The sequence below is a fragment of the Halogranum rubrum genome, assembly GCF_900114455.1.
Lineage (GTDB): Archaea > Halobacteriota > Halobacteria > Halobacteriales > Haloferacaceae > Halogranum > Halogranum rubrum.
On record NZ_FOTC01000002.1, the window covers coordinates 940,607 to 959,078 of the forward strand.

Sequence of the window (18,472 nt, forward strand, 5' to 3'; positions counted from 1 at the left end):
CGACTTCGCGGGCGAGGCTCCGTCTGTCTGATTGTCGGAGTTCACAAGAGTTCGCAAGCGTCAACACGCTCGCCGCCACTCTGTCGACTATGACGCTCGTAGATTCGCTCCCGACCAGACCGCTCGACGACGGTGAAGTGGCCGCACTGAATCGCTCGGACGCCGTCGAACTCGCAATCGCCGTCGACGACGACGACACGCCCACCGACGCGGTACTACTCGCCACCGCCTCGTGGGTGAAGGCGCTTCTCCTCACCGACGACGGCTGGGAAGTCGTCGAGACCGTCTCGCTCGACGACGTCGAGCGCTACGAGGCGCTGCGCGTCTGTGAGGAGACGGTGCGGGACGCTCGTACCGACGAATAGGGAGAGGGGGAGAACCCAACCGAGACCGGCGCACGGCTATATCCGCTGCGAACGTATCTCTCTCGATGTACGACGAGATACTCCTCCCGAGTGACGGCAGTCCGGCGGCGACGGGTGCGCTCGACCACGCACTGGACTTGGCTGCGACCTACGGGTCTCGGCTCCACGTGCTCTACGTCGTCGACCAGTCGGCAGTCGACAGTATCGTCAGTGAATCGGAACTGGTCGCCGTCGCGCTCGAAGGTGAAGGCACAGAAGCAGTCGATGCAATCGAACGGCGAGCGGCCGAGCGAGGTGTCGACGTCGTCACCGACGTGTTGACCGGCCACCCCGCTCGCACGATTCTGGACTACGCCACCGGCCACGACATCGACCTCCTCGTGATGGGGACGAACGGCCGAACGGGCCTCGACCGGTATCTGTTGGGCAGTGTGACCGAGCGCGTCGTTCGAAACGCGGACGTGCCGGTGTTGGTCGTGCGACGGCCAGAGGCGTCCGAAGCACCAGAAGCACCCGAAGCGTCTGAGTCATCGACGGTGTCGGAAACGTCGACGTACGAGATGGTGGAATGAGGCAATCGGCAGGGATACGGTCGTCGAGAAACCCCCGAGGCACCGCCGCCGAATCGAACGTACGAACTACCGAAGCGGTGGCTACGCCGTGTTCGTTCGTGTCGGGAAAAAGTCGGACCGGGTCGAGTTAGAGGATGATCGAGACGATCGCGAAGATGATGAAGAGCACCACGAAGACCCGGGCAATCTCCATCGAGATACCGGCGACCCCTCGCATGCCGACCACGGCCGCGATAATCGCCAGCACGAAGAAGATTAGCGCGTACTGGATGAAGTCGCCACTGAACTGTAGCGGAGTCAGGAACGTCACGAGGTCTGTGACGGTGAGGTAAGTCATCGACTCACCTACATCCGGCGGAGACGTATCTCGTCGTCCGTGATGGTCTCGATCTCAGACTTCTGGAGCGGATACGCGTCGTCGTCGGTGTGTTCCCAGCCCAGTTTCGACATCAGTTTGTCTGTCAGGCTTGGGTCGGCGTCGACGTAGGCGGTTCCGTGTCGTACCTCTGTCACCAGTCCGATTTCGTCACCGTCCGCGGCGATGACTTTCTTCCCGACTTCGTCGTCAGTTATGTTGAACGTTTGTGCCATAGTGTTTCACGCATTCCTGTTGGAGAGCGACGTGCTCCTGGTTCAGTTGCCCGGAGGACTGAGTCGCTTCTCAACACCCTACAGTCGGGGGCTGAGCTATTGAATAGATATGGGGTATTCGGCGTAGTATCACTCTTGTTGTGACGCGACACGGTCGGTGGCGATGGCTCCACAACCCACTTGTGCTCCCCCCGAGAGGTGAGACCAATGACGCGTGTCACCGTCTGGAACGAGTTCCGACACGAGAAGCACAACGACGACGTCGCCGACATCTACCCCGATGGTATCCACACGGCCATCGCCAACGGACTGGAAGAACACGGCTTCGAGACGCACACGGCGACGCTCGACGACCCCGAACACGGTCTGACGCAAGGCGTCCTCGACGACACCGACGTGCTGACGTGGTGGGGCCACCGCGCCCACGACGAAGTCGCAGACCACATCGTCGAACGTGTCCACGAACGCGTCCTCGACGGGATGGGCCTGCTCGTCCTCCACTCGGGTCACTACTCGAAGATTTTCAAGAAGCTGATGGGCACCTCCTGTTCGCTGAAGTGGCGCGAGGCGGGCGAGAAAGAACGACTCTGGACGGTCGAACCGAGTCACCCCATCACCGCCGGTCTGGAGGAGTCCTTCGAGGTTCCGAAGGCGGAGATGTACGGCGAACGGTTCGACGTGCCCGCACCGGAGACGCTCGTGTTCAACTCGTGGTTCGAGGGCGGCGAAGTGTTCCGCTCCGGATGCTGTTACACGCGCGGGTCGGGACGTATCTTCTACTTCCGACCGGGCCACGAGACGTACCCCATCTACTACCAAGACGAGATCAAACAGGTGCTCGCCAACGCCGCCGAGTGGGCCGCACCCGTCGACGGACCGACGCCGTCGTTCGACAACGCTGACCCACTCGAAGACCTGCGTTAAAACTCCCCTACAGCACCGACTCGGGCGTCTCGCCTCGCAACATCGCCAGCGACATCTCGGCGAAGCGGTCTGCATCGAGCGACTCGACGACGTGCGTGTTCGGCTCCTCGTCGAGCACGCCGTTCTCGTCGACGAGGCTGTGGCCGCGAGTCATCCCCTCGCGTTCGTCGACGTCGACGTAGTAGTGGCCTACCTCGCCGCGGAGTTCGGGTGCAATCATGAGCGCCGCCGCCAGCGAGTCCGGTTGCGTGACGGCGTCGATACCCTGCTGTTCGCGGGTGAACTCGCGGACGTGACTGGTGATGGTGCGGTAGAACTCGGCGAACGGGGTGTCGATGTCGTCGATACGGTCGAGAATCTCCGGGCCGAACGCGCCGTACTCCATGCAGACGCCCCAGTCGACGAGCGTGACGTCGAGTTCGTCGACGACGACTTTCGCCGCATCTGGGTCGACCCAGAAGTTGTACTCGGCGCTCGGCGTGTCGTTACCGAGGGTGTTGACCGCGCCGCCCATCACCCACACCTCGTCGAGCAACTCGCCCAGTTCGGGTTCCTGCCGACAGGCGAGTGCGACGTTCGTCAGCGGGCCGATACAGAGCAGGGTGAGTTCACCGGGATTGTCCCTGGCCATCTGGACGATGGCGTCCGGCCCGTAGCCGTCGGCCGACTCGATGCCCGTGTCGGGAAAGAGGTCGCCACCGAGTCCACCTTCGCCGTGGACGTAGTCGGCGAACTCGTGGTCTTTCACGAGCGGGTTTCGTGCGCCTTCGTAGACCGGGACGTCCTCGGCGTCGGCGAGTTGCAGCGTATACTTGGCGTTCTCGACTTCGTACTCGAACTCGACGTTGCCACCCACGATGGTCACTGCCTCGACCGAGACGCGGTCGGAGGCGACGGCCATCAGGAGCGCTTGGGTGTCGTCGCCGGCGGTGTCGGTGTCGACCACGACGCGACGTGACTCGTCACTCATGTAGGTGGGGTCACAGCGGTGAAAGAAGTGGGTTACGCCCCGCGGCCGACTCGGCGCTCGTCCCGTCGTCGCGTTCGCACGCGTGTTTCTCGTGTTCTCCGTCCTCTGTGTCACCTCACCTTCCGCTGAGAACGTTCGTCGACCCGCAGTCCGGACAGCGCGTCATCCGGCCGAGCGGTGGCGAGTCGACATGGTCCCACTCGCTGCCGCCAGCAGGAGCGGTGAACCGACAGTTCAGGCATCGCGACAGGTTCGGAGCAGTAGCCTCGGTTGCCATGTGAGAACAATCGACACGATTCTTCATAGTCGTTTCGTCGAGCGGAGAGGCGTCACGGCGACAGAAGCGATGGCCGCCACCGCACGAACTAAGCGCGTCGCGTCCTTGGAACGGACATGGCCCAACCGACAACCGGCCAGCGCCGACTGCTGTACGGCCTGTTCGCCATCGCCATCTTCATGACGATACTCGGCATCGTCGTCATCTGGTTTCTCTCGGGCGGCGCGTAGCAACGAGTCCCGAATTTACGACTCGCCGCCGAACGTCTTCCCCTCTTGCTCGTCGGCTTTCATCCGTCGGAGCGTCGCCGCCGCGTTGCTCGCGTCGTAACCGAAGAAGACGTCCTTCGCGTAGGCGTCGGCGACCTCTGTCGCGTGAATCAGGTCGTCGATGTCGACGTCGACGGCGTAGAGTTCGATGGAGAATGGCGTTCCCTCGGCATCCGGGTCGTCCGGAGACCAGTTCAGGAGGCTGTTGAACCCTTTCGCGATGGTTTCGAGCCAGTAGGTCGTCCCGTAGTTGATGTCGTAGAGCGGCACGACAAACTCGTCGACGTGCTCGGAGAGTGCCTCGATGTCGAGTCCGGCACGCCGGTAGAGATGGCCCGGATAGGGGTCGGGGTAGAGCGTGAGGTAGGTCCGACCGGGGATTCGCTCGGCCGCCTCGGCGACGAACTCGGTGATGACCGAGGCGCGCCACGCAAAGCGGTCCTCGTACCCGCTCTCCTCGAAGCGTCGAGTACACCGCTCACAGTAACAGTACTCCTCGCGAGGGAAGCCGACGTCGTCGAGGCGCACGTCGCCGTTCTCGGCGGCGCAGTCCTCGACGATTTCGAGCAGACCGGCACGATACTTCTCGTTGGTCGGGCAGATGTACGCCCAGTCGAAGAAGGTCCGGTCGCGGGTGGCCAGTTCGCCGTCGTCGTTGACGGGGACGAGTTCGGGATTCTCGTTGGCGGCGGCGTTGTCGCCGAAACACGAGATCATGTTGACGGCGTTCGAGAGTGGCGCGGCCGCGCGGCCGGTGACGTCTTTGACCTCGTAGAACCCACGGTCGAACTCGGGCCAGTCGACCTCCGGTGCGTTTCGCGTGACGACCCCGTACATGTTTCGGGGTTTGGGCGCCCCGTGCCTAAGTCGTTCGTTCCGACGGTGCGTTCGTCAGTCGGAGCGCACGCGAGAAGCAGCGACCGAGCGTCGACTTACGCCTCGACTTCGACTTCGACCGGTTCGGCATTGGCCGAGGTGAACACGTACATCATCGCGACGAGTATCAGCACGAATACGAACTTCGCTTTTTTGGACATGTGCTGGTGAAAGGAAGACACGCTCAAAAGCGTTTCTGGAGGGCGTTAGACGACCGTCAGTGTCGGTTCGTCGACTCCGAAGAGACACCGGAGAGACCCGAACCGGGAGCGCTCAGTCGACGTCGAGGTGGTCGGCGATGTCCTCGCGGACGATAGTGCTACAGTAGGTACAACGGACGCCGTCGTCGACGACGTCGAACTTCGAGACGACGGGTTCGTTCGCCTGCGTGATGCAGTTACGGTTCGGACACGAGAGGACGCCCGTGACGAAGTCCGGGCGTTCGACGCGGAGTTTGTCGGCGACTTCGTAGTCCCGGACGATGTTGATGGTCGCCTCGGGCGCGATGAGCGAGAGCACGTCGACTTCGGACTGACTCAACTCGCGGTCTTCGACCTTCACGATGTCCTTCTTGCCGAGGCGGTCCGAGGGGACGTTTATCCCGAGACTCACCGACTCGCCTGCCTCCCCGTCGATACCGAGGATGGCGAGGACGTTGAGCGCCTGCCCGCCGCTGACGTGGTCGATGACGGTGCCGTTGCGAATCTTCGAGACGCGGAGTTCGTGTTCACTCATGGGTCAGAAGGGAGTCGAGCAGCGCCATCCGGACCGGGACGCCGTTGTGTGCCTGTTCGAAGTACGTCGCGTACGCCGTCTCGTCTATCTCGGGCGCGATTTCGTCGACGCGCGGTAGCGGGTGCATCACGGTCAAGTCGTCGCTCGCGGCGTCGAGTGTGTCGAGGTCTATCTGGTACTCGCCGGCGACCTTGTGGTACTCGTTCTCGTCGGGGAACCGCTCGCGCTGAATGCGAGTGACGTAGAGGACGTCGAGTTCCGAGAGCACCTCGTCGAGGTCGGTGTGTTCGCGAACTTGGGCACCCTCCTCGTGGAGGTCGAATCGGACGCTTCGAGGCAGTCGCAGACTCTCGGGGCTGATGAAGTGCTGGCGCGCGTCGAAGTTCGTGAGCGCACTGGCCAGCGAGTGGACCGTCCGCCCGTACTTCAGGTCGCCCATGATGCCGATGGTGAGGTCGTCGAGGCCGGCGTTCTCACGGATGGTGAAGAGGTCCAAGAGCGTCTGCGACGGATGCTGGCCCGCCCCGTCGCCGGCGTTGACGATGGGGACGTCGGCGAACTCCGAGGCCATCTTCGCGGCACCTTCGCTCGGATGTCGGAGGACGATGGCGTCGGCGTAGCCCTGGATGACGCGGACGGTGTCGGCGAGGCTCTCGCCTTTCTTCACGGAGGAGGATTCGACCGAACCCATGTCGGTGGTGTCGCCACCGAGACGTTTCATGGCCGTGTCGAAACTCATCTTAGTTCGGGTACTCGGCTCGAAGAAACAGAGTGCGAGCACCGACCCGGCCTGCTGTTCCCGGAACGCGGCGGGATTCTCGGCGATGTCGGCCGCCCGGTCGAGCACCGCCTCGATGTCCTCCCGCGTGAGTTGGTTCGCGGAGATGAGGTGGTCGTGGCGCATCGTTTGGTGTGGCATCGTGCAGGGGCTTGAATCAATCGGGTCTCGGTGTACCCCCAGGTATGCGTACCTGTGCGTATCGTCACCGACGAAAACAGCTATGCGAGACGGACTCTTGGCCACGTGTACGAATGCCCTCCACACACCGCTGGCTCTCGGAGCGATGGCGACGCGTGCTTTTCGTCGTCGCGCTCGCGGTGACCCTCGGGTCGCTCGTCGCGCCGATGGTCGTCCCGGCGGAGCGGACGTACACGCTCACCTCCGTCGGCACCGACTACGAGGCGGGCGCAGTACAGGACACCGCCTACTTCTGGAACACTCTCGACGACGACGAACAGACCGCATTGACCCAAGCGCGGCGTACGGGGTCGGTGACGTTCTCGGAATCACCGGATTACCTCGACGGCGACGAAGACACGCGATTCTCTATCGTCGACGACGAACGGGTGTACCAGTACAGACTCGACCACGAGACAGACCCGTGGTGGTTCGACTACCGAACGGAGGCCGGACTGTCCGGATTCGTGCTCACTCTTGGTACGGTCGGGGTGGGCGTAATTCGGCGTCTGGAGAGTGTGTGGGACTGAAAGGACAGCAGCGTCGTCGAGTTACCCTTTCAGATTCTCGTCCAAGAACCGCAACGTCTTCTCCCACGCGTCTTCCGTCGCCTCGGGATGGAACCGCTCGCCGCTCGGGTTGGCGAAAGCGTGCGGTGCGCCCTCGTAGACGTAGATTTCGTGTTCGACACCGAGGTCGTCGAGCGTCTGATTGAACGCCTCGACCGTCTCGACGGGAATCGAACTGTCCTCGGCCCCGAAGATGCCCAGTACGGGCGCGTCGATGTGCTGTAACTCTTGCTCGTCAGTCGTGAGCGACCCGTAGTAGATGACTGTCGCGTCCAGGTCGGCGTCACTGAGACTCAACTGGAGGCTCTGACCGCCGCCGAAACACCACCCGAGGCTGGCGACTTGGTCCGTCGTGTACGACTCTGCGCGGAGTGCGTCGACGGCGCGACTCATCTTGGCGACTGCTTCGTCGGGGTTGCTCCGGACCGACCCGGCGAGTTCACCGGCGCGCGAGGAGTTCGTCGCCACCTCCCCGTCGTAGAGGTCGACGGCGAAGACGACGTAGCCGTGGCCCGCGAGAATCTCGGCCATATGCTCGATGTTCTCGTTGAGGCCCCACCACTCGTGAATGAGGACTACGGTCGGGTAGGTGCCGTCGTCTGCTGGACGGACGAGGTAGCCGGGCGTTCCGTCGATGGTCGTCCGCTCGGCCGTGATGGGGGTGAGATTCTCGGCGCTGAAGATTTCGGCGTTCTGTCCCGAGACGGCCACCTCGCAGGTCCCGTCTTTCTCGACTTCACCGGGTTGACAGCCCATATGGGCGGCCTGTTCGTCAGTCGTCTCCGGTGTCGACGTTGCATCCGACGCAGTGGTCGTCGCCGTCGACCCGTCAGACTCGCTCGTCGACGTCGCGGAGTTCGGTCCTTCGAAGGACGCACACCCGCTGAGAAGCACGCTCACGGCAACCACGAGTGGGACAAGTCGACGAAAGTTCATGCCGCCAGGGCGCTCTCAGACGAGAAAACAGTTGTGTCAGATTCGACACCGACCGAAACGAAGAGAAGAGAAGGGAATCGAGGAGCGTCGACGCGTTACGGCCAGTTGCCGCTCTGTTGGTAAGCCTTCGCGACGCGCTCGATGGCGACGACGTACGCCGCGGTTCGGAAGTTCGGGAGGTCCTTCGACTCGTAGGCGTCGACGATGTTCTCGAAGGCGTCGACGATGATTCGTTCCAGTTCGTCGTTGACGCGTTCCTCGGTCCAGTAGAAGCGCTGGCGGTTCTGGACCCACTCGAAGTACGAGACGGTGACGCCACCGGCGTTCGCGAGTATGTCCGGAAAGACGGTGACCTCACGTTCGGTCAGCACGTCGTCGGCGTCGGGGGTCAGCGGGCCGTTCGCGGCTTCGACGACGACGTCGGCCTGTACGTCTTGTGCGAGGTCACCGTCGATGGCGTTTTCGAGGGCCGCAGGAACGAGGAGGTCGACGTCGAGCGTCAGTAGCTCTTCGTTCGAGAGTTCCTCGTCGTAGTCGTCGTAACTCGTAACGCTGCCGGACTCGTTTTTCGCCTCTTTGACGGCCTTGGGGTCGAAGCCGCCTTCCTTGTAGATGCCGCCGCTGGAGTCGGAGACGGCGACGACGTTCGCGCCGAGTTCGTCGATGAGGTTCGCCGCAATCCAGCCAGCGTTCCCGTAGCCTTGGACGGCGACTGTCGCGCCGTCGATGTCCTTGTCGAGATAGTCGAACGCCTCGCGGGCGGTGATTGCCGTCGAGCGACCCGTCGCCTCGACACGGCCCGCACTCCCGCCGGAGTCGGGGGCCTTCCCCGTGATGACACCCGGTGCCGTGGTTCCTTCCAGCGTCTCGTAGGTGTCTTTGATCCAGTTCATCTCACGCTGGCCCGTGTTGACGTCGGGGGCCGGGATGTCGCGGTCCTCGCCGATGAACGGACGGAGTTCTGTCGCAAACGCGCGGGTGATGCGTTCGAGTTCGGATTCGCTGTGCTCGGAGGGGTCGATGACGATGCCACCTTTCCCGCCGCCGTACGGGATGTCGACGACGGCGCACTTGTACACCATCCACCCCGAGAGTGCCTTCACTTCGTCACGGGAGACGTTGGGGTGATAGCGAATACCACCTTTGTAGGGTCCACGGTCGCCGTTGAACTGCGAACGGAACGCTTGAAACACGTCGACGGTCCCGTCGTCCATCTCGACCGAGAGGTTCGTCTCCAAGATACGCTGTGGATATTTCAGACGGTTGATGACGTCCGGCGCGACGTCGAGATACGCCGCAGCGTCGTCGATCTGCTCCTGCAGGGACTCGAACGGATTAGCATCGTCCGACATAATCGAGATACCACGCGGAGATTGGTTAAGTGTGCCGAAACAATATCATAGTGAATAATTAAGAATCATTGTATGTGTTCTGTTCACACGGCTCTCTCCGAGACATATCTGCGTCAGACGCGACGCCGACGGTTGGACGGTCACCACTCGTCGGCGGCACGAGCACGTTCGCGGACGCGCTCGGCCTGTGTGATGAGTGGGGCGTCTATCATCTCTCCCTCGACGCGGAACACGCCGCGGCCCGCAGACTCGGCTTCGTCGCGTGCGTCGAGCACCGCTCGTGCCCACTCGATGCGCTCGGCGTCGGGTGTGAACGCTTCGTTGATAACGTCGACCTGTGTCGGATGAATCGCCATCTTTCCGTCGTAGCCAAGCGTGAGTGCGAACTCCGTCTCGTCGCGTAGCCCGTCGCTGTCTTCGAAGTCGGTGTAGACCGTATCGATGGCGTCGACCCCGGCCGCGCTGGCTGCGAGGACGACGTGTTCGCGAGCGTAGAGTACCTCGGTCCCCTCGTCGGTTCGCGTCGCACCGATGTCCGCCGCGAGGTCTTCCGCTCCGAAGACGAGCGCGTCTGTCGCACTCGCCGTCGCAATCGAACTGGCGTTCAGTACGCCGGCGGCACTCTCGACGAGTGCAAGCACCGGCAGGTCGAACCCCGCTTGCGTCGTCCGCTCTTCGACGCGGACGACGTCGTCGAGTCCACTCACTTTCGGCACCATCACGGCGTCGAGTCGAAGATTGTCGTCGAGAATCACGTCGAAGTCGGCGGCGGCGGCCTGACCCATATTCACTCGAACGCACACCTCGGCGTCGGGGTCGAACTCGGGGTCAGAGAGCACCTCGTGGACCGCGTCGCGAGCCTCCTCTTTTCGTGCGGGTGCGACGGCGTCTTCGAGGTCGAAGACGACGGTGTCTGCACCGGTACTCGGGGCTTTTCGCATCAGGTCCGGGCGGTCGCCCGGCGAGAACATCACACTACGTCGAGACATACCACGTCCAACGTCCGCAACCGATTTGAAACCGCAGGTGCCAGTGCGGTCGAGAGTCAGACCTTTTCGTCTGCGAGTTCGCCGCCACCGTGTATACTCGGGGAACACCACCAGCGTGACACCAAACCGAGTACCCCGACGAGACCAAATCCGGAACGCTTCGTATCGTCCATCTCCGTCGTCGAGTGTGTGCGTCCGGAGACGACGGCGGTCGATGCTCGTCTCTGGTCTCTCGTGGCTCGACCGAAGCTTAAACACGGAGAACGCAGCCAGAGTCCTCGTGACCTGAGCGTACCCACAGCGCGGGTCGCGGGTGTGTGTCACGTCGCGCTGTGGGTTCGAGATTGTGACACCTGTTTGCCCACTGTGGAACGCGTTTCTCTTTCAGAGAGACGTCTCTACCATCTCGTGTGCATCGACGACGCGCGAGAGCGCAACGACGTAGGCTGCTTCGCGCCACGAGCAGTCACGCCGCTCGCGTTCGGTACTGACAGCGTTCCACGCGTCGACGACGCGGCCATCGAGCGCTTCGAGAACCCGTGACTCGGACCATCGTTCGTCGGTTCGGTTCTGTAGCCACTCGAAGTACGAGACGGTGACGCCACCGGCGTTGGCGAGGATGTCGGGGATGACGGGTATGCCTCGCTCTTCGAACAGCGTGTCGGCCGCAGGCGTGGTCGGACCGTTCGCCCCTTCGACGACGAGTTCGGCCCGAACGTCTAGAGCGGTGTCGGCGGTTAACACGTCGCCGACGGCGGCCGGGACGAGAATGTCTACGTCCAGTGCCAACAGTTCTGCGTTCGTCAGTATCGCCGCCTCGTCGTAGTCCGCCACGACCGAGGGATGTGGGCCGGACGCCGTGACCGCAGCGACGTCGAGTCCGTCAGCGTCGTAGATTGCACCGTCGACGTCGGAGACGGCGACGACTGTCGCGCCCCACTCGTCGAGCAGTCGGGCAGCGTTCCCACCGACGTTGCCGAATCCCTGGACGGCGACGGTCGCACCGTCGAGTTCGATACCTTCGTGTGCGCAGGCTTCGCGTGCCGTCACGGCGACACTCCGTCCCGGTGCTGCCGCCCGGCCGTAGCAACCGCCTGCAGAGATCGGCTTTCCCGTCACGGCGGCCGGTGTCGGTTCGCCGTACTGTGCACTGTAGGCGTCGACGAACCACGTCATCGTTCGTTCGTCAGTACCGATGTCGGGTGCGACGATGTCTTGTGCCGGCCCGACGACGTCCGAGAGTTCCATCGCGAAGCGACGAGTGAGACGTTCCAACTCGGCGTCGCTCAGCGTCGCAGGGTCGACGACGATACCGCCCTTGCCGCCGCCGAACGGCAGATCGAGGAGGGCACACTTCCACGTCATCAGCATCGAGAGCGAGATGCATTCGGCTTCGGTGACGCCTGGGTGATAGCGGATACCACCTTTGAACGGGCCGCGGGCGTCGTCGTGCTGTGACCGATAGCCAGTGAAGAGGTCCACCTCACCATCGTCGCGGACCAGCGGTACCGAGACTCGATGCACTCGTTTGGGTCGTCTCAGTCTGTCGACGACCGACGCGTCCAGTTCGAGGAGCGCCGCCGCCCGTCCGAGATAGTCGTCGACATCCTCTGCAGGGGCGGGGGAGTTGTCGTGGTGTAAATCGAGAGCGCTCGCGGAGTCCGTATTCGACGAAATGTGCGATGACATGGGGTGAGTACTTCGTCGCGGTTGTCCGAAACGCGACGACGATTCGTCGTTCACTACGAGAGTAGATAGTTTCGAAGCAGCTAACAACTCCGCTCTTCGTGTGTTATTATCGTCCTAACACGCGGAATATATGGCCAGCTGTGCTTAAAGTAGAGACATTACGCACATATTGTCAACTACAACTGTTCGAAGCGGCGTGTGGGTTGTGAATCGGTCGTATGGGCTACGAACTGGTCAGGGCCACAGCCCACGTGCCTCGTGTGCCTCTGCGACCCGAGAGAGTGCGACGATGTACGCAGCCTCACGCCACGTCACGTCGCGCGACTCGAACTCGCGGCGAACCGCACTCCACGCTTTCAGCATCTCCGTCTCTAACTCGTCGTTGACGCGTTCGAGCGACCACTGTCGGCGGTTGATGTCTTGGAGCCACTCGAAGTACGAGACGGTGACACCGCCGGCGTTGGCGAGGATGTCTGGGATAACCGGGATGTCGTTCCCCTCGAAGATGACGCCGGCCGCCGTCGTTGTCGGACCGTTCGCCCCTTCGACGATCATCCGCGCCTGCACGTCGTTGGCGTTGTCGGCCGTGAGGACGTTCCCGATAGCTGCAGGGATGAGGATGTCGACGTCGAGTTCGAGCAGTTCGCTGTTGCCGAGTTTCTTCGGGGCGTCGTAGCCCGAGACCATGCCGGGACGCTCGTCGTGACCCTGCACGTCTTTCGTGTCGAGACCATCGGGGTCGTAGATAGCCCCGTTGACGTCGGAGACGGCGACGACTGTCGCACCCCAGTCGTCGAGCGAACGGGCGGCGTTGGCACCGACACTCCCGAACCCTTGGACGGCGACGGTGGTGTCCTCGATGTCCCAGCCGTAGTAGTCGATTGCTTCGCGGGTGATGATTGCGACGGAGTGGCCAGGTGACTCTTCGCGGCCGTAGGATCCGCCGATGACCGGCGGCTTTCCGGTGACGACACCGGGTTGCGTCTCGCCTTCCTGCATCGAGTAAGCGTCCATGAACCACGCCATCGTCTGGGGGTCCGTCCCCATGTCGGGAGCAGGGATATCCTTCATCGGACCGACGAAGTCACGCATCTCCTCTGCGAACCGTCGGGTGAGTCGCTCTTTCTCCTCGTTGCTGAGGTCTTTCGGGTTGACGACGATGCCACCTTTCCCGCCGCCGAACGGGAGGTCCATGACGGCACACTTCCACGACATCCACATCGAGAGGCCGATACATTCGTCGGCGCTGACCTCCGGGTGGTATCGGAGTCCACCTTTGAACGGTCCGCGAACGCTGTCGTGTTGCGCGCGGAAGCCAGTGTAAATCTCCGTCTCGCCGCTGTCGCGCTTCAGCGGAACCGACACCTGATGAACCTTGTCGGGGTGCTTGAGACGCTCGACGATACCCGGGTCGACGTCGAGATGTGCCGCAGCGCGTTCGAGCTGTCGACGGGCGGTTTCGACAGCGGTCTCCTGTGCGTCTGCCTCTGGTTCGGCTGAACTCGTTTCTTGCGTCATAGGTGGGTGTGTGAGCCACGCTTCACAGGTACACAGTGCACTGTGAGAAGTACCCGGCGAGTGGGCTGCATCCGGTCACTCGTAGGCATTTGCGGACGATTCCCGCGCACAGTTGATAATAGTTCTTAATCAGTTTGGATGGTGCCACATCTTGCCAATCGTCACGGTTTTCCGTGATACGCGTGCACGAGCAGTCATGTCTGGACTGTACTACGAGGAGTTCGAAGTCGGCGAGACCATCGAACACGAGAAGCGCCGTACCGTCAGCGAGAGCGACAACCAGCGGTTCTGTGATATGACGATGAACCAGCAACCGCTCCACCTCGACGCCGAGTTCGCCGCCGACACACAGTTCGGCGAGCGACTCGTCAACGGGATCTACACGCTCGCACTCGCCGTCGGCATCTCGATTCCCGAGACCACGGACGGTACCATCGTCGCCAACCTCTCCTACGACGACGTCTCACACCCGAACCCGGTGTTTCACGGCGACACGCTTCGAGCCCAGTCGACGGTGACGGAGAAACGTGAGACCTCGGACGGAGAGCGAGGCGTCGTCACGATGCGCGTCGAGGTGTTCAACCAAAACGACACGCTCGTCTGTGAGTTCGAGCGGACGGTGCTCTCGTTGAAGCGAGAGAGTGAGACGACGCGAGAAGAGCGTTAGAGGTGGATGCCGGCGAGTAACACCGTGTTGCTCACCGCGGCGATACCCCACGGGAGTGCGAGTCCGAGCGGGACGACGCCACGGACCTTCGACGGCATCGTCCACCACGCTGCAACGCCGACGAGGAGTGCAAAACTCTTGAGAACGACGAACGTGCCGGCGAGTCCGAGCGTCGGGAGAAGATAGTTCACAAAGGGGTTCATTTCGGCCAGTCCGACTTCGAGACCGTACGTCGTCGTGACGACGTCGAGGGCGAGCGTGACGAGGGCGAGTGCCCAAAGTGTCACTTCGTACGACGTCGCTCGCTCTGCACCGCGAACGATGCGTGCGTGTAGCATCGCTCCGGTCGATGGGGGGCTGGCTCCGGGTCGAGATGGGGTTGCCACGTTAGATACCTCCGGGGGCGAGAGACGCCCACGTGGTTCTACATTCGGACGGGACCGTTGTTAGTAGAGTCCACCTAATACCCGCCAGCAGTCCCTACTCAGCAGTTAACGAGGTGAAAAAGAGGCGTACGCCCTCAGAGAATCGTTCCGTGTTTCTTGTCCGGCAGCGACTTCTCGACCGTCTCGTAGAACGCGAAGCGGTTGGCCAGTTCCTGCCGGAGCGAACTCGGTGGGACGATTTCGTCGATGACGACTTCGCTCGCCATGCGGTGGATGTCGATGTCGCGACGGTACTCTTCGCGGAGTTCCTGTTCTCGCTTCGCTCGCTCCTCGGGGTCGTCGATAGCGTTCAGCTTGTTCGCGTAGACGGCGTTGATGGCGGCTTCCGGACCCATGATGCCGATCTCGCCCGAGGGGAGACCGATGACACTCTCGGGGTCGTAGGCGGGACCGCCCATCGCATAGATGCCTGCACCGTACGCCTTGCGGACGACGACGGTCTGCTTCGGCACCGTCGCCGACGACGTGGCGTAGATGAACTTCTTGCCCTTCTCCAAGATAGCGTCTTTCTCGACTTGCGACCCGGCCATGAACCCCGGCGTGTCACAGAGGTAGAGCAGCGGAATCTCGTAGGCGTCACAGGTCCAGATGAACTCGGCAGCCTTCTCGGCGGCATCGGGGAAGATGGCTCCCGACCGCTGCGTCGGTTGGTTGGCGACGACGCCGACCGGTCGGCCGTCGATACGGCAGAAGGCGGTGACGATCTCCGGGCCGTACTCGGGTTTCAACTCGAAGACCGACTCGGCGTCGGCGATGCGGTCCAGCAAGTCGAAGACGTCGTAGGGGCGGTTCGGTGCTTCGGGGATGAGTTCGTCGATACCGTCTGGAGAGTATTTCGGGGGTTTGGGCTCCGACTTCGGCGGTTTCTCGCCTGCCTTGTCGGGGAGGTAGGTGACGAGTTGTTCGACGAGTTCGCGAGCGTGGGCCTCGTCACGGGCGACGAGGTCCGCACTGCCAGAGTACTTGGCGTGGACCGACGGCCCGCCGAGGTCCTGCATGTCGATGTCTTCGCCGGTGACCATCTTGACCATCCGTGGCGAGGCGATGGCCATCGCGCTCATCCCTTCGACCATGATGGTGAAGTCTGCGAAGACGGGCGTGTAGGCCGCACCGGCGATACACGGCCCGTAGAGCACGCAAATCTGCGGGACGCGACCCGAGAGCATCGAGTGGTTGTAGTAGTATTTACCAATCCCTTCGCGGTTGGCGAAGAACCCGCTCTGTTCGTCGATTCTGCCGCCGGACGAGTCCATCAGGTAGAGTACCGGCTTACCGTTCTTCAGCGCGCGCTGCTGCATCCGGAGGAACTTCTCGACGCCGCGTCCGGCCATACTCCCCGCCTTGACGGTGAAGTCGTTGGCCATGAAGTGAAGCTCTCGGCCTTCGAACTCGGCCGCGCCGGTGATGAGACCGTCTGCGGGGAGTCGGTTACCCGAGTCGTCTTCGTCGACGTCGGGCGACTCCGGATGCCAGCCGTCGAAGTGCGCGAACTTCCCGTCCTCGAAGAGCAGGCCGTCGTCCTCGCCGTCGCCGAACCACAGGTCGAGTCGGTCGCGGACGAACAGTTTCCCCTGCTCGGGCAGTCGCTGTTTGTACTTCTCGGGGCCACCCGAGAGGATGTCGTCGATTTCGTCGCGGAGGGCGGCCTCGCGGTCGGTCGGACCGAGGTCGTCGTCGAGCGGGTAGTCTATCTCGGGCGGTTCGGCCGTGGCGGCCGGGTCGGCGTCGTCACCGACGTGGACCTCGATATCGACGCCGAGATGTTCGGCCAGTGCGCTCGCGATGGCACTGGCTTCGTCCTCGGTCGCACCTTGGCCGACGTGGACTTTCATATCTCGGTGTGCGAGAGGCTATTCAAAATTGTTTTCCATGTGAGATTGTGGGAGTGGTCGACCGCGACAGCGACGTCGAGAAGTCGAGAAAAAGCGTTCCGTGTGTGGCGCGTCGGAGACTCAGTCGAGCGCCGCTTCCAACTGCTCGATGAGTTCGTCGTTGCCCACGTAGACGGGCACGCGCTGGTGGACGTCGTTCGGTTCGACGTCGAGCAGTGACTGAGTGCCGTCCGAGGAGCGTCCACCCGCCGACTCGATGATGAAGCCGATTGGGTTGCCTTCGAACTGGAGACGGAGTTTCCCGTTGGGGGCGGATTCGAGCGCCGGGTACGCGAAGACGCCGCCGTAGATGAGCACCTGGTTGATGTCGCCGATCATCGCCCCGCCGTAGCGGAGTTTCATGCTGTCGTCGGACTCGATATCTTCGGTGTACGCGGTGAAGTCGTCCGGCCAGTCGGGGACGCGCCCGCCGAACCCGTAGACCGACGGGTCGTCGGGGAGTTGCACGTCCTCGGTGATGACCTCTCGAACGCCGTCGTCGACGAGGTACTCCGTGACGCCGTCGCCGTCGGCGGTAATCATCGTCGTGATGGGGCCGAACAGCACGTACGCCGCGGCGACGAGGTCCGACCCGGCGGCCGGAAGGGGGGCGTCGTAGACGGCGACGATGGTTCCCATCGTGTTGTTGGATTTGAGGTTCGACGACCCGTCGAGCGGGTCGATAGCGACGGAGAGTCCGGTTTCCTCCTCGCCGTCCGTCGGGACGATCTTCGTCCGCTCCTCGCTGGCGTACTCGACGACGCTGTCGAGTGCGCCGAGGTGGTCGAGGAACAACTCGTCGGCGTAGGCGTCGGCCGCGAGTTGCGTCTCGCCGCTCGGGTTGGTCTCGTCGTTCTGTACTCGTCGGCCCGGCAGCGCGTCGCGGATGTCGGGTGCGAGGGCGGCGACCGTGGTGAATATCTCCTCGATAGCGTCGGCGTGAGGGTCGGCCTGCGTCGCCATCAGTTGGAAGTCGTCTCCGCCGACGTCGCGGCGAGCGCCTCGTCGGTGGTCTTCTCTTGGAAGATGACCTGTTCGAGCGCGTCGAGCAGCGCCGTCGGGTCCTCGCGCTGGAAGACGTTGCGGCCGACGGCGAGTCCGGAGGCACCGGCGTCCATCGCCGTCTCGACGGTTTCGAGGAACTCTCGGTCGCTCGTCTTCGACCCGCCAGACATGACGACTTTTGTCTTCCCGGAGACGTCACAGGCCCACTTCATCGCGTCGGCGGAGCCCGGATACTTGATCTTCGTGATGTCGGCGCCGAGTTCGAGGCCGAGTCGGGCGGCGTAGGCGATGGTGCTCCCACTGGTGTCGTTCTTGAGTCCCTGTCCGCGCGGGTAGGACCACATCACGACGCCCATATCGTGGTCGCGAGCGGCCTCCTGTGCGTCGCGGAACTCTTCGGCCATCTCGACTTCGTTGTTCGCGCCACCGTAGAGCGTGAAGCCGATTGCGTCTGCGCCGAGGTCGGCGGCGTTCTCGACGGACCAGTTGACCGCCGAGTCGGGTTCGCCCATCCAGAGGTTGGACGTGCCGTTGAGTTTGGCGAGGAGGGTGACGTCGTCCTCGTACGACGGGTAGTACGCCTCTGCGAGACCCTTCTGGACGGCGAAGGCCGTGACGGCGTCGTGCGTCGCGACGTCGAACACCGTCTCGGGGTCCGCCGACGCGGGGACGTCCGCGAAGTCGACGGGACCGTGTTCTAGGCCGTGGTCGTAGGCGAGAATCAATGCCTTCTCGTCACGCGTGATTGCGTCGTCGGCAAGCGGGATCATCTGGTACAAAATCCGGTAACAGAGTATAAAAATCATTTGTCCGTAACCGAGACTGACAGTATGCCACAAACGACGGCCAGAGCGCTTATACGTCCATCTCGTACCATCGTTGCGGGCACACAG

Annotated in this window: 21 protein-coding genes; 5 read left to right on the top strand and 16 right to left on the bottom strand. The window is 62.8% G+C overall.

Annotated features, from left to right (window positions below; translation table 11 throughout):
- Positions 1–89: 89 nt before the first annotated feature.
- Positions 90–365 carry a DUF7964 domain-containing protein gene (locus BM083_RS13155; RefSeq protein ID WP_089869928.1) on the top strand — a complete coding sequence of 92 codons (276 nt, stop codon included), beginning with the start codon at positions 90–92 and terminating at the stop codon, positions 363–365.
- Between the two features lie 65 nt (positions 366–430).
- Entirely contained in the window at positions 431–937 is a 507-nt protein-coding gene (locus BM083_RS13160) for a universal stress protein (RefSeq protein ID WP_089869929.1), read from the top strand.
- 127 nt (positions 938–1,064) lie between these two features.
- On the opposite strand, the gene BM083_RS13165 is transcribed toward BM083_RS13160, so the two are convergent.
- Together BM083_RS13165 and BM083_RS13170 are read right to left on the bottom strand one after the other, a co-directional pair.
- Entirely contained in the window at positions 1,065–1,274 is a 210-nt protein-coding gene (locus BM083_RS13165) for a DUF1328 domain-containing protein (RefSeq protein ID WP_089869930.1), read from the bottom strand.
- Positions 1,275–1,282: 8 nt separating this feature from the next.
- A complete protein-coding gene (locus tag BM083_RS13170; RefSeq protein ID WP_089869931.1) occupies positions 1,283–1,528 on the bottom strand; it encodes a hypothetical protein in 246 nt (81 codons plus the stop codon).
- A gap of 207 nt (positions 1,529–1,735) precedes the next feature.
- On the opposite strand from BM083_RS13170, the gene BM083_RS13175 reads away from it, so the two are divergent.
- Positions 1,736–2,452: a ThuA domain-containing protein gene (locus BM083_RS13175; protein WP_089869932.1), complete on the top strand. Its 717-nt coding sequence runs from the start codon at positions 1,736–1,738 to the stop codon at positions 2,450–2,452.
- A 7-nt stretch (positions 2,453–2,459) separates the two neighbouring features.
- On the opposite strand, the gene BM083_RS13180 is transcribed toward BM083_RS13175, so the two are convergent.
- From BM083_RS13180 to pyrB, 5 genes are all read right to left on the bottom strand, one after another.
- On the bottom strand, positions 2,460–3,422 hold the full coding sequence (locus tag BM083_RS13180) for a nucleoside hydrolase (protein ID WP_089869933.1): 963 nt from the start codon (positions 3,420–3,422) through the stop codon (positions 2,460–2,462).
- Positions 3,423–3,537: 115 nt separating this feature from the next.
- A complete protein-coding gene (locus BM083_RS23360) occupies positions 3,538–3,699 on the bottom strand; it encodes a hypothetical protein (protein WP_169315610.1) in 162 nt (53 codons plus the stop codon).
- Between the two features lie 245 nt (positions 3,700–3,944).
- Entirely contained in the window at positions 3,945–4,805 is an 861-nt protein-coding gene (locus tag BM083_RS13185) for an alpha-amylase family protein (RefSeq protein WP_089869934.1), read from the bottom strand.
- 312 nt (positions 4,806–5,117) lie between these two features.
- The gene (gene pyrI, locus BM083_RS13190; protein ID WP_089869935.1) at positions 5,118–5,579 is read right to left on the bottom strand and encodes an aspartate carbamoyltransferase regulatory subunit; all 462 of its coding nucleotides are present in this window, start codon (positions 5,577–5,579) and stop codon (positions 5,118–5,120) included.
- The gene (pyrB, locus tag BM083_RS13195; protein WP_009374467.1) at positions 5,572–6,483 is read right to left on the bottom strand and encodes an aspartate carbamoyltransferase; all 912 of its coding nucleotides are present in this window, start codon (positions 6,481–6,483) and stop codon (positions 5,572–5,574) included. The genes pyrI and pyrB overlap by 8 nt, the downstream gene beginning before the upstream one ends.
- A 128-nt stretch (positions 6,484–6,611) precedes the next feature.
- Here pyrB and BM083_RS13200 point away from each other — a divergent pair, with 128 nt between their 5' ends.
- Positions 6,612–7,067, top strand: coding sequence for a hypothetical protein (locus tag BM083_RS13200; RefSeq protein WP_089869936.1), 456 nt, complete (start codon positions 6,612–6,614; stop codon positions 7,065–7,067).
- A gap of 21 nt (positions 7,068–7,088) precedes the next feature.
- Here BM083_RS13200 and BM083_RS13205 read toward each other — a convergent pair whose 3' ends face one another.
- From BM083_RS13205 to gdhB (BM083_RS13225), 5 genes are all read right to left on the bottom strand, one after another.
- Positions 7,089–8,042 carry a dienelactone hydrolase family protein gene (locus tag BM083_RS13205; RefSeq protein ID WP_089869937.1) on the bottom strand — a complete coding sequence of 318 codons (954 nt, stop codon included), beginning with the start codon at positions 8,040–8,042 and terminating at the stop codon, positions 7,089–7,091.
- 95 nt (positions 8,043–8,137) lie between these two features.
- Positions 8,138–9,394 (bottom strand): Glu/Leu/Phe/Val family dehydrogenase, encoded by a 1,257-nt coding sequence (locus tag BM083_RS13210; protein WP_089869938.1) that lies wholly within the window; start codon positions 9,392–9,394, stop codon positions 8,138–8,140.
- Between the two features lie 140 nt (positions 9,395–9,534).
- Positions 9,535–10,383 (bottom strand): HpcH/HpaI aldolase/citrate lyase family protein, encoded by an 849-nt coding sequence (locus BM083_RS13215; RefSeq protein ID WP_089869939.1) that lies wholly within the window; start codon positions 10,381–10,383, stop codon positions 9,535–9,537.
- Between the two features lie 384 nt (positions 10,384–10,767).
- Positions 10,768–12,072, bottom strand: coding sequence for a glutamate dehydrogenase GdhB (gdhB, locus tag BM083_RS13220; RefSeq protein WP_089869940.1), 1,305 nt, complete (start codon positions 12,070–12,072; stop codon positions 10,768–10,770).
- Positions 12,073–12,306: 234 nt separating this feature from the next.
- The gene (gene gdhB / locus BM083_RS13225; RefSeq protein ID WP_009374459.1) at positions 12,307–13,590 is read right to left on the bottom strand and encodes a glutamate dehydrogenase GdhB; all 1,284 of its coding nucleotides are present in this window, start codon (positions 13,588–13,590) and stop codon (positions 12,307–12,309) included.
- Positions 13,591–13,747: 157 nt separating this feature from the next.
- Here gdhB (BM083_RS13225) and BM083_RS13230 point away from each other — a divergent pair, with 157 nt between their 5' ends.
- Positions 13,748–14,257: a MaoC family dehydratase gene (locus BM083_RS13230; RefSeq protein ID WP_342707944.1), complete on the top strand. Its 510-nt coding sequence runs from the start codon at positions 13,748–13,750 to the stop codon at positions 14,255–14,257.
- Here the strand turns inward: BM083_RS13230 and BM083_RS13235 are convergent.
- The 4 genes from BM083_RS13235 to BM083_RS13250 all read right to left on the bottom strand — a co-directional run bounded on the left by BM083_RS13235 (position 14,254) and on the right by BM083_RS13250 (position 18,349).
- Positions 14,254–14,643, bottom strand: a complete 390-nt coding sequence (locus BM083_RS13235; protein ID WP_143085728.1) for a DUF5658 family protein — start codon at positions 14,641–14,643, stop codon at positions 14,254–14,256. The two genes, BM083_RS13230 and BM083_RS13235, sit on opposite strands and share 4 nt — an antisense overlap.
- Before the next feature lie 134 nt (positions 14,644–14,777).
- On the bottom strand, positions 14,778–16,535 hold the full coding sequence (locus tag BM083_RS13240) for an acyl-CoA carboxylase subunit beta (RefSeq protein WP_089869943.1): 1,758 nt from the start codon (positions 16,533–16,535) through the stop codon (positions 14,778–14,780).
- 120 nt (positions 16,536–16,655) lie between these two features.
- Positions 16,656–17,537 carry a class 1 fructose-bisphosphatase gene (locus BM083_RS13245; RefSeq protein WP_089869944.1) on the bottom strand — a complete coding sequence of 294 codons (882 nt, stop codon included), beginning with the start codon at positions 17,535–17,537 and terminating at the stop codon, positions 16,656–16,658.
- Complete coding sequence (locus BM083_RS13250; RefSeq protein WP_009374454.1) at positions 17,537–18,349, bottom strand: class I fructose-bisphosphate aldolase; 813 nt, start codon at positions 18,347–18,349, stop codon at positions 17,537–17,539. Before BM083_RS13250 ends, BM083_RS13245 begins: the two co-directional genes overlap by 1 nt.
- Positions 18,350–18,472: the final 123 nt, after the last annotated feature.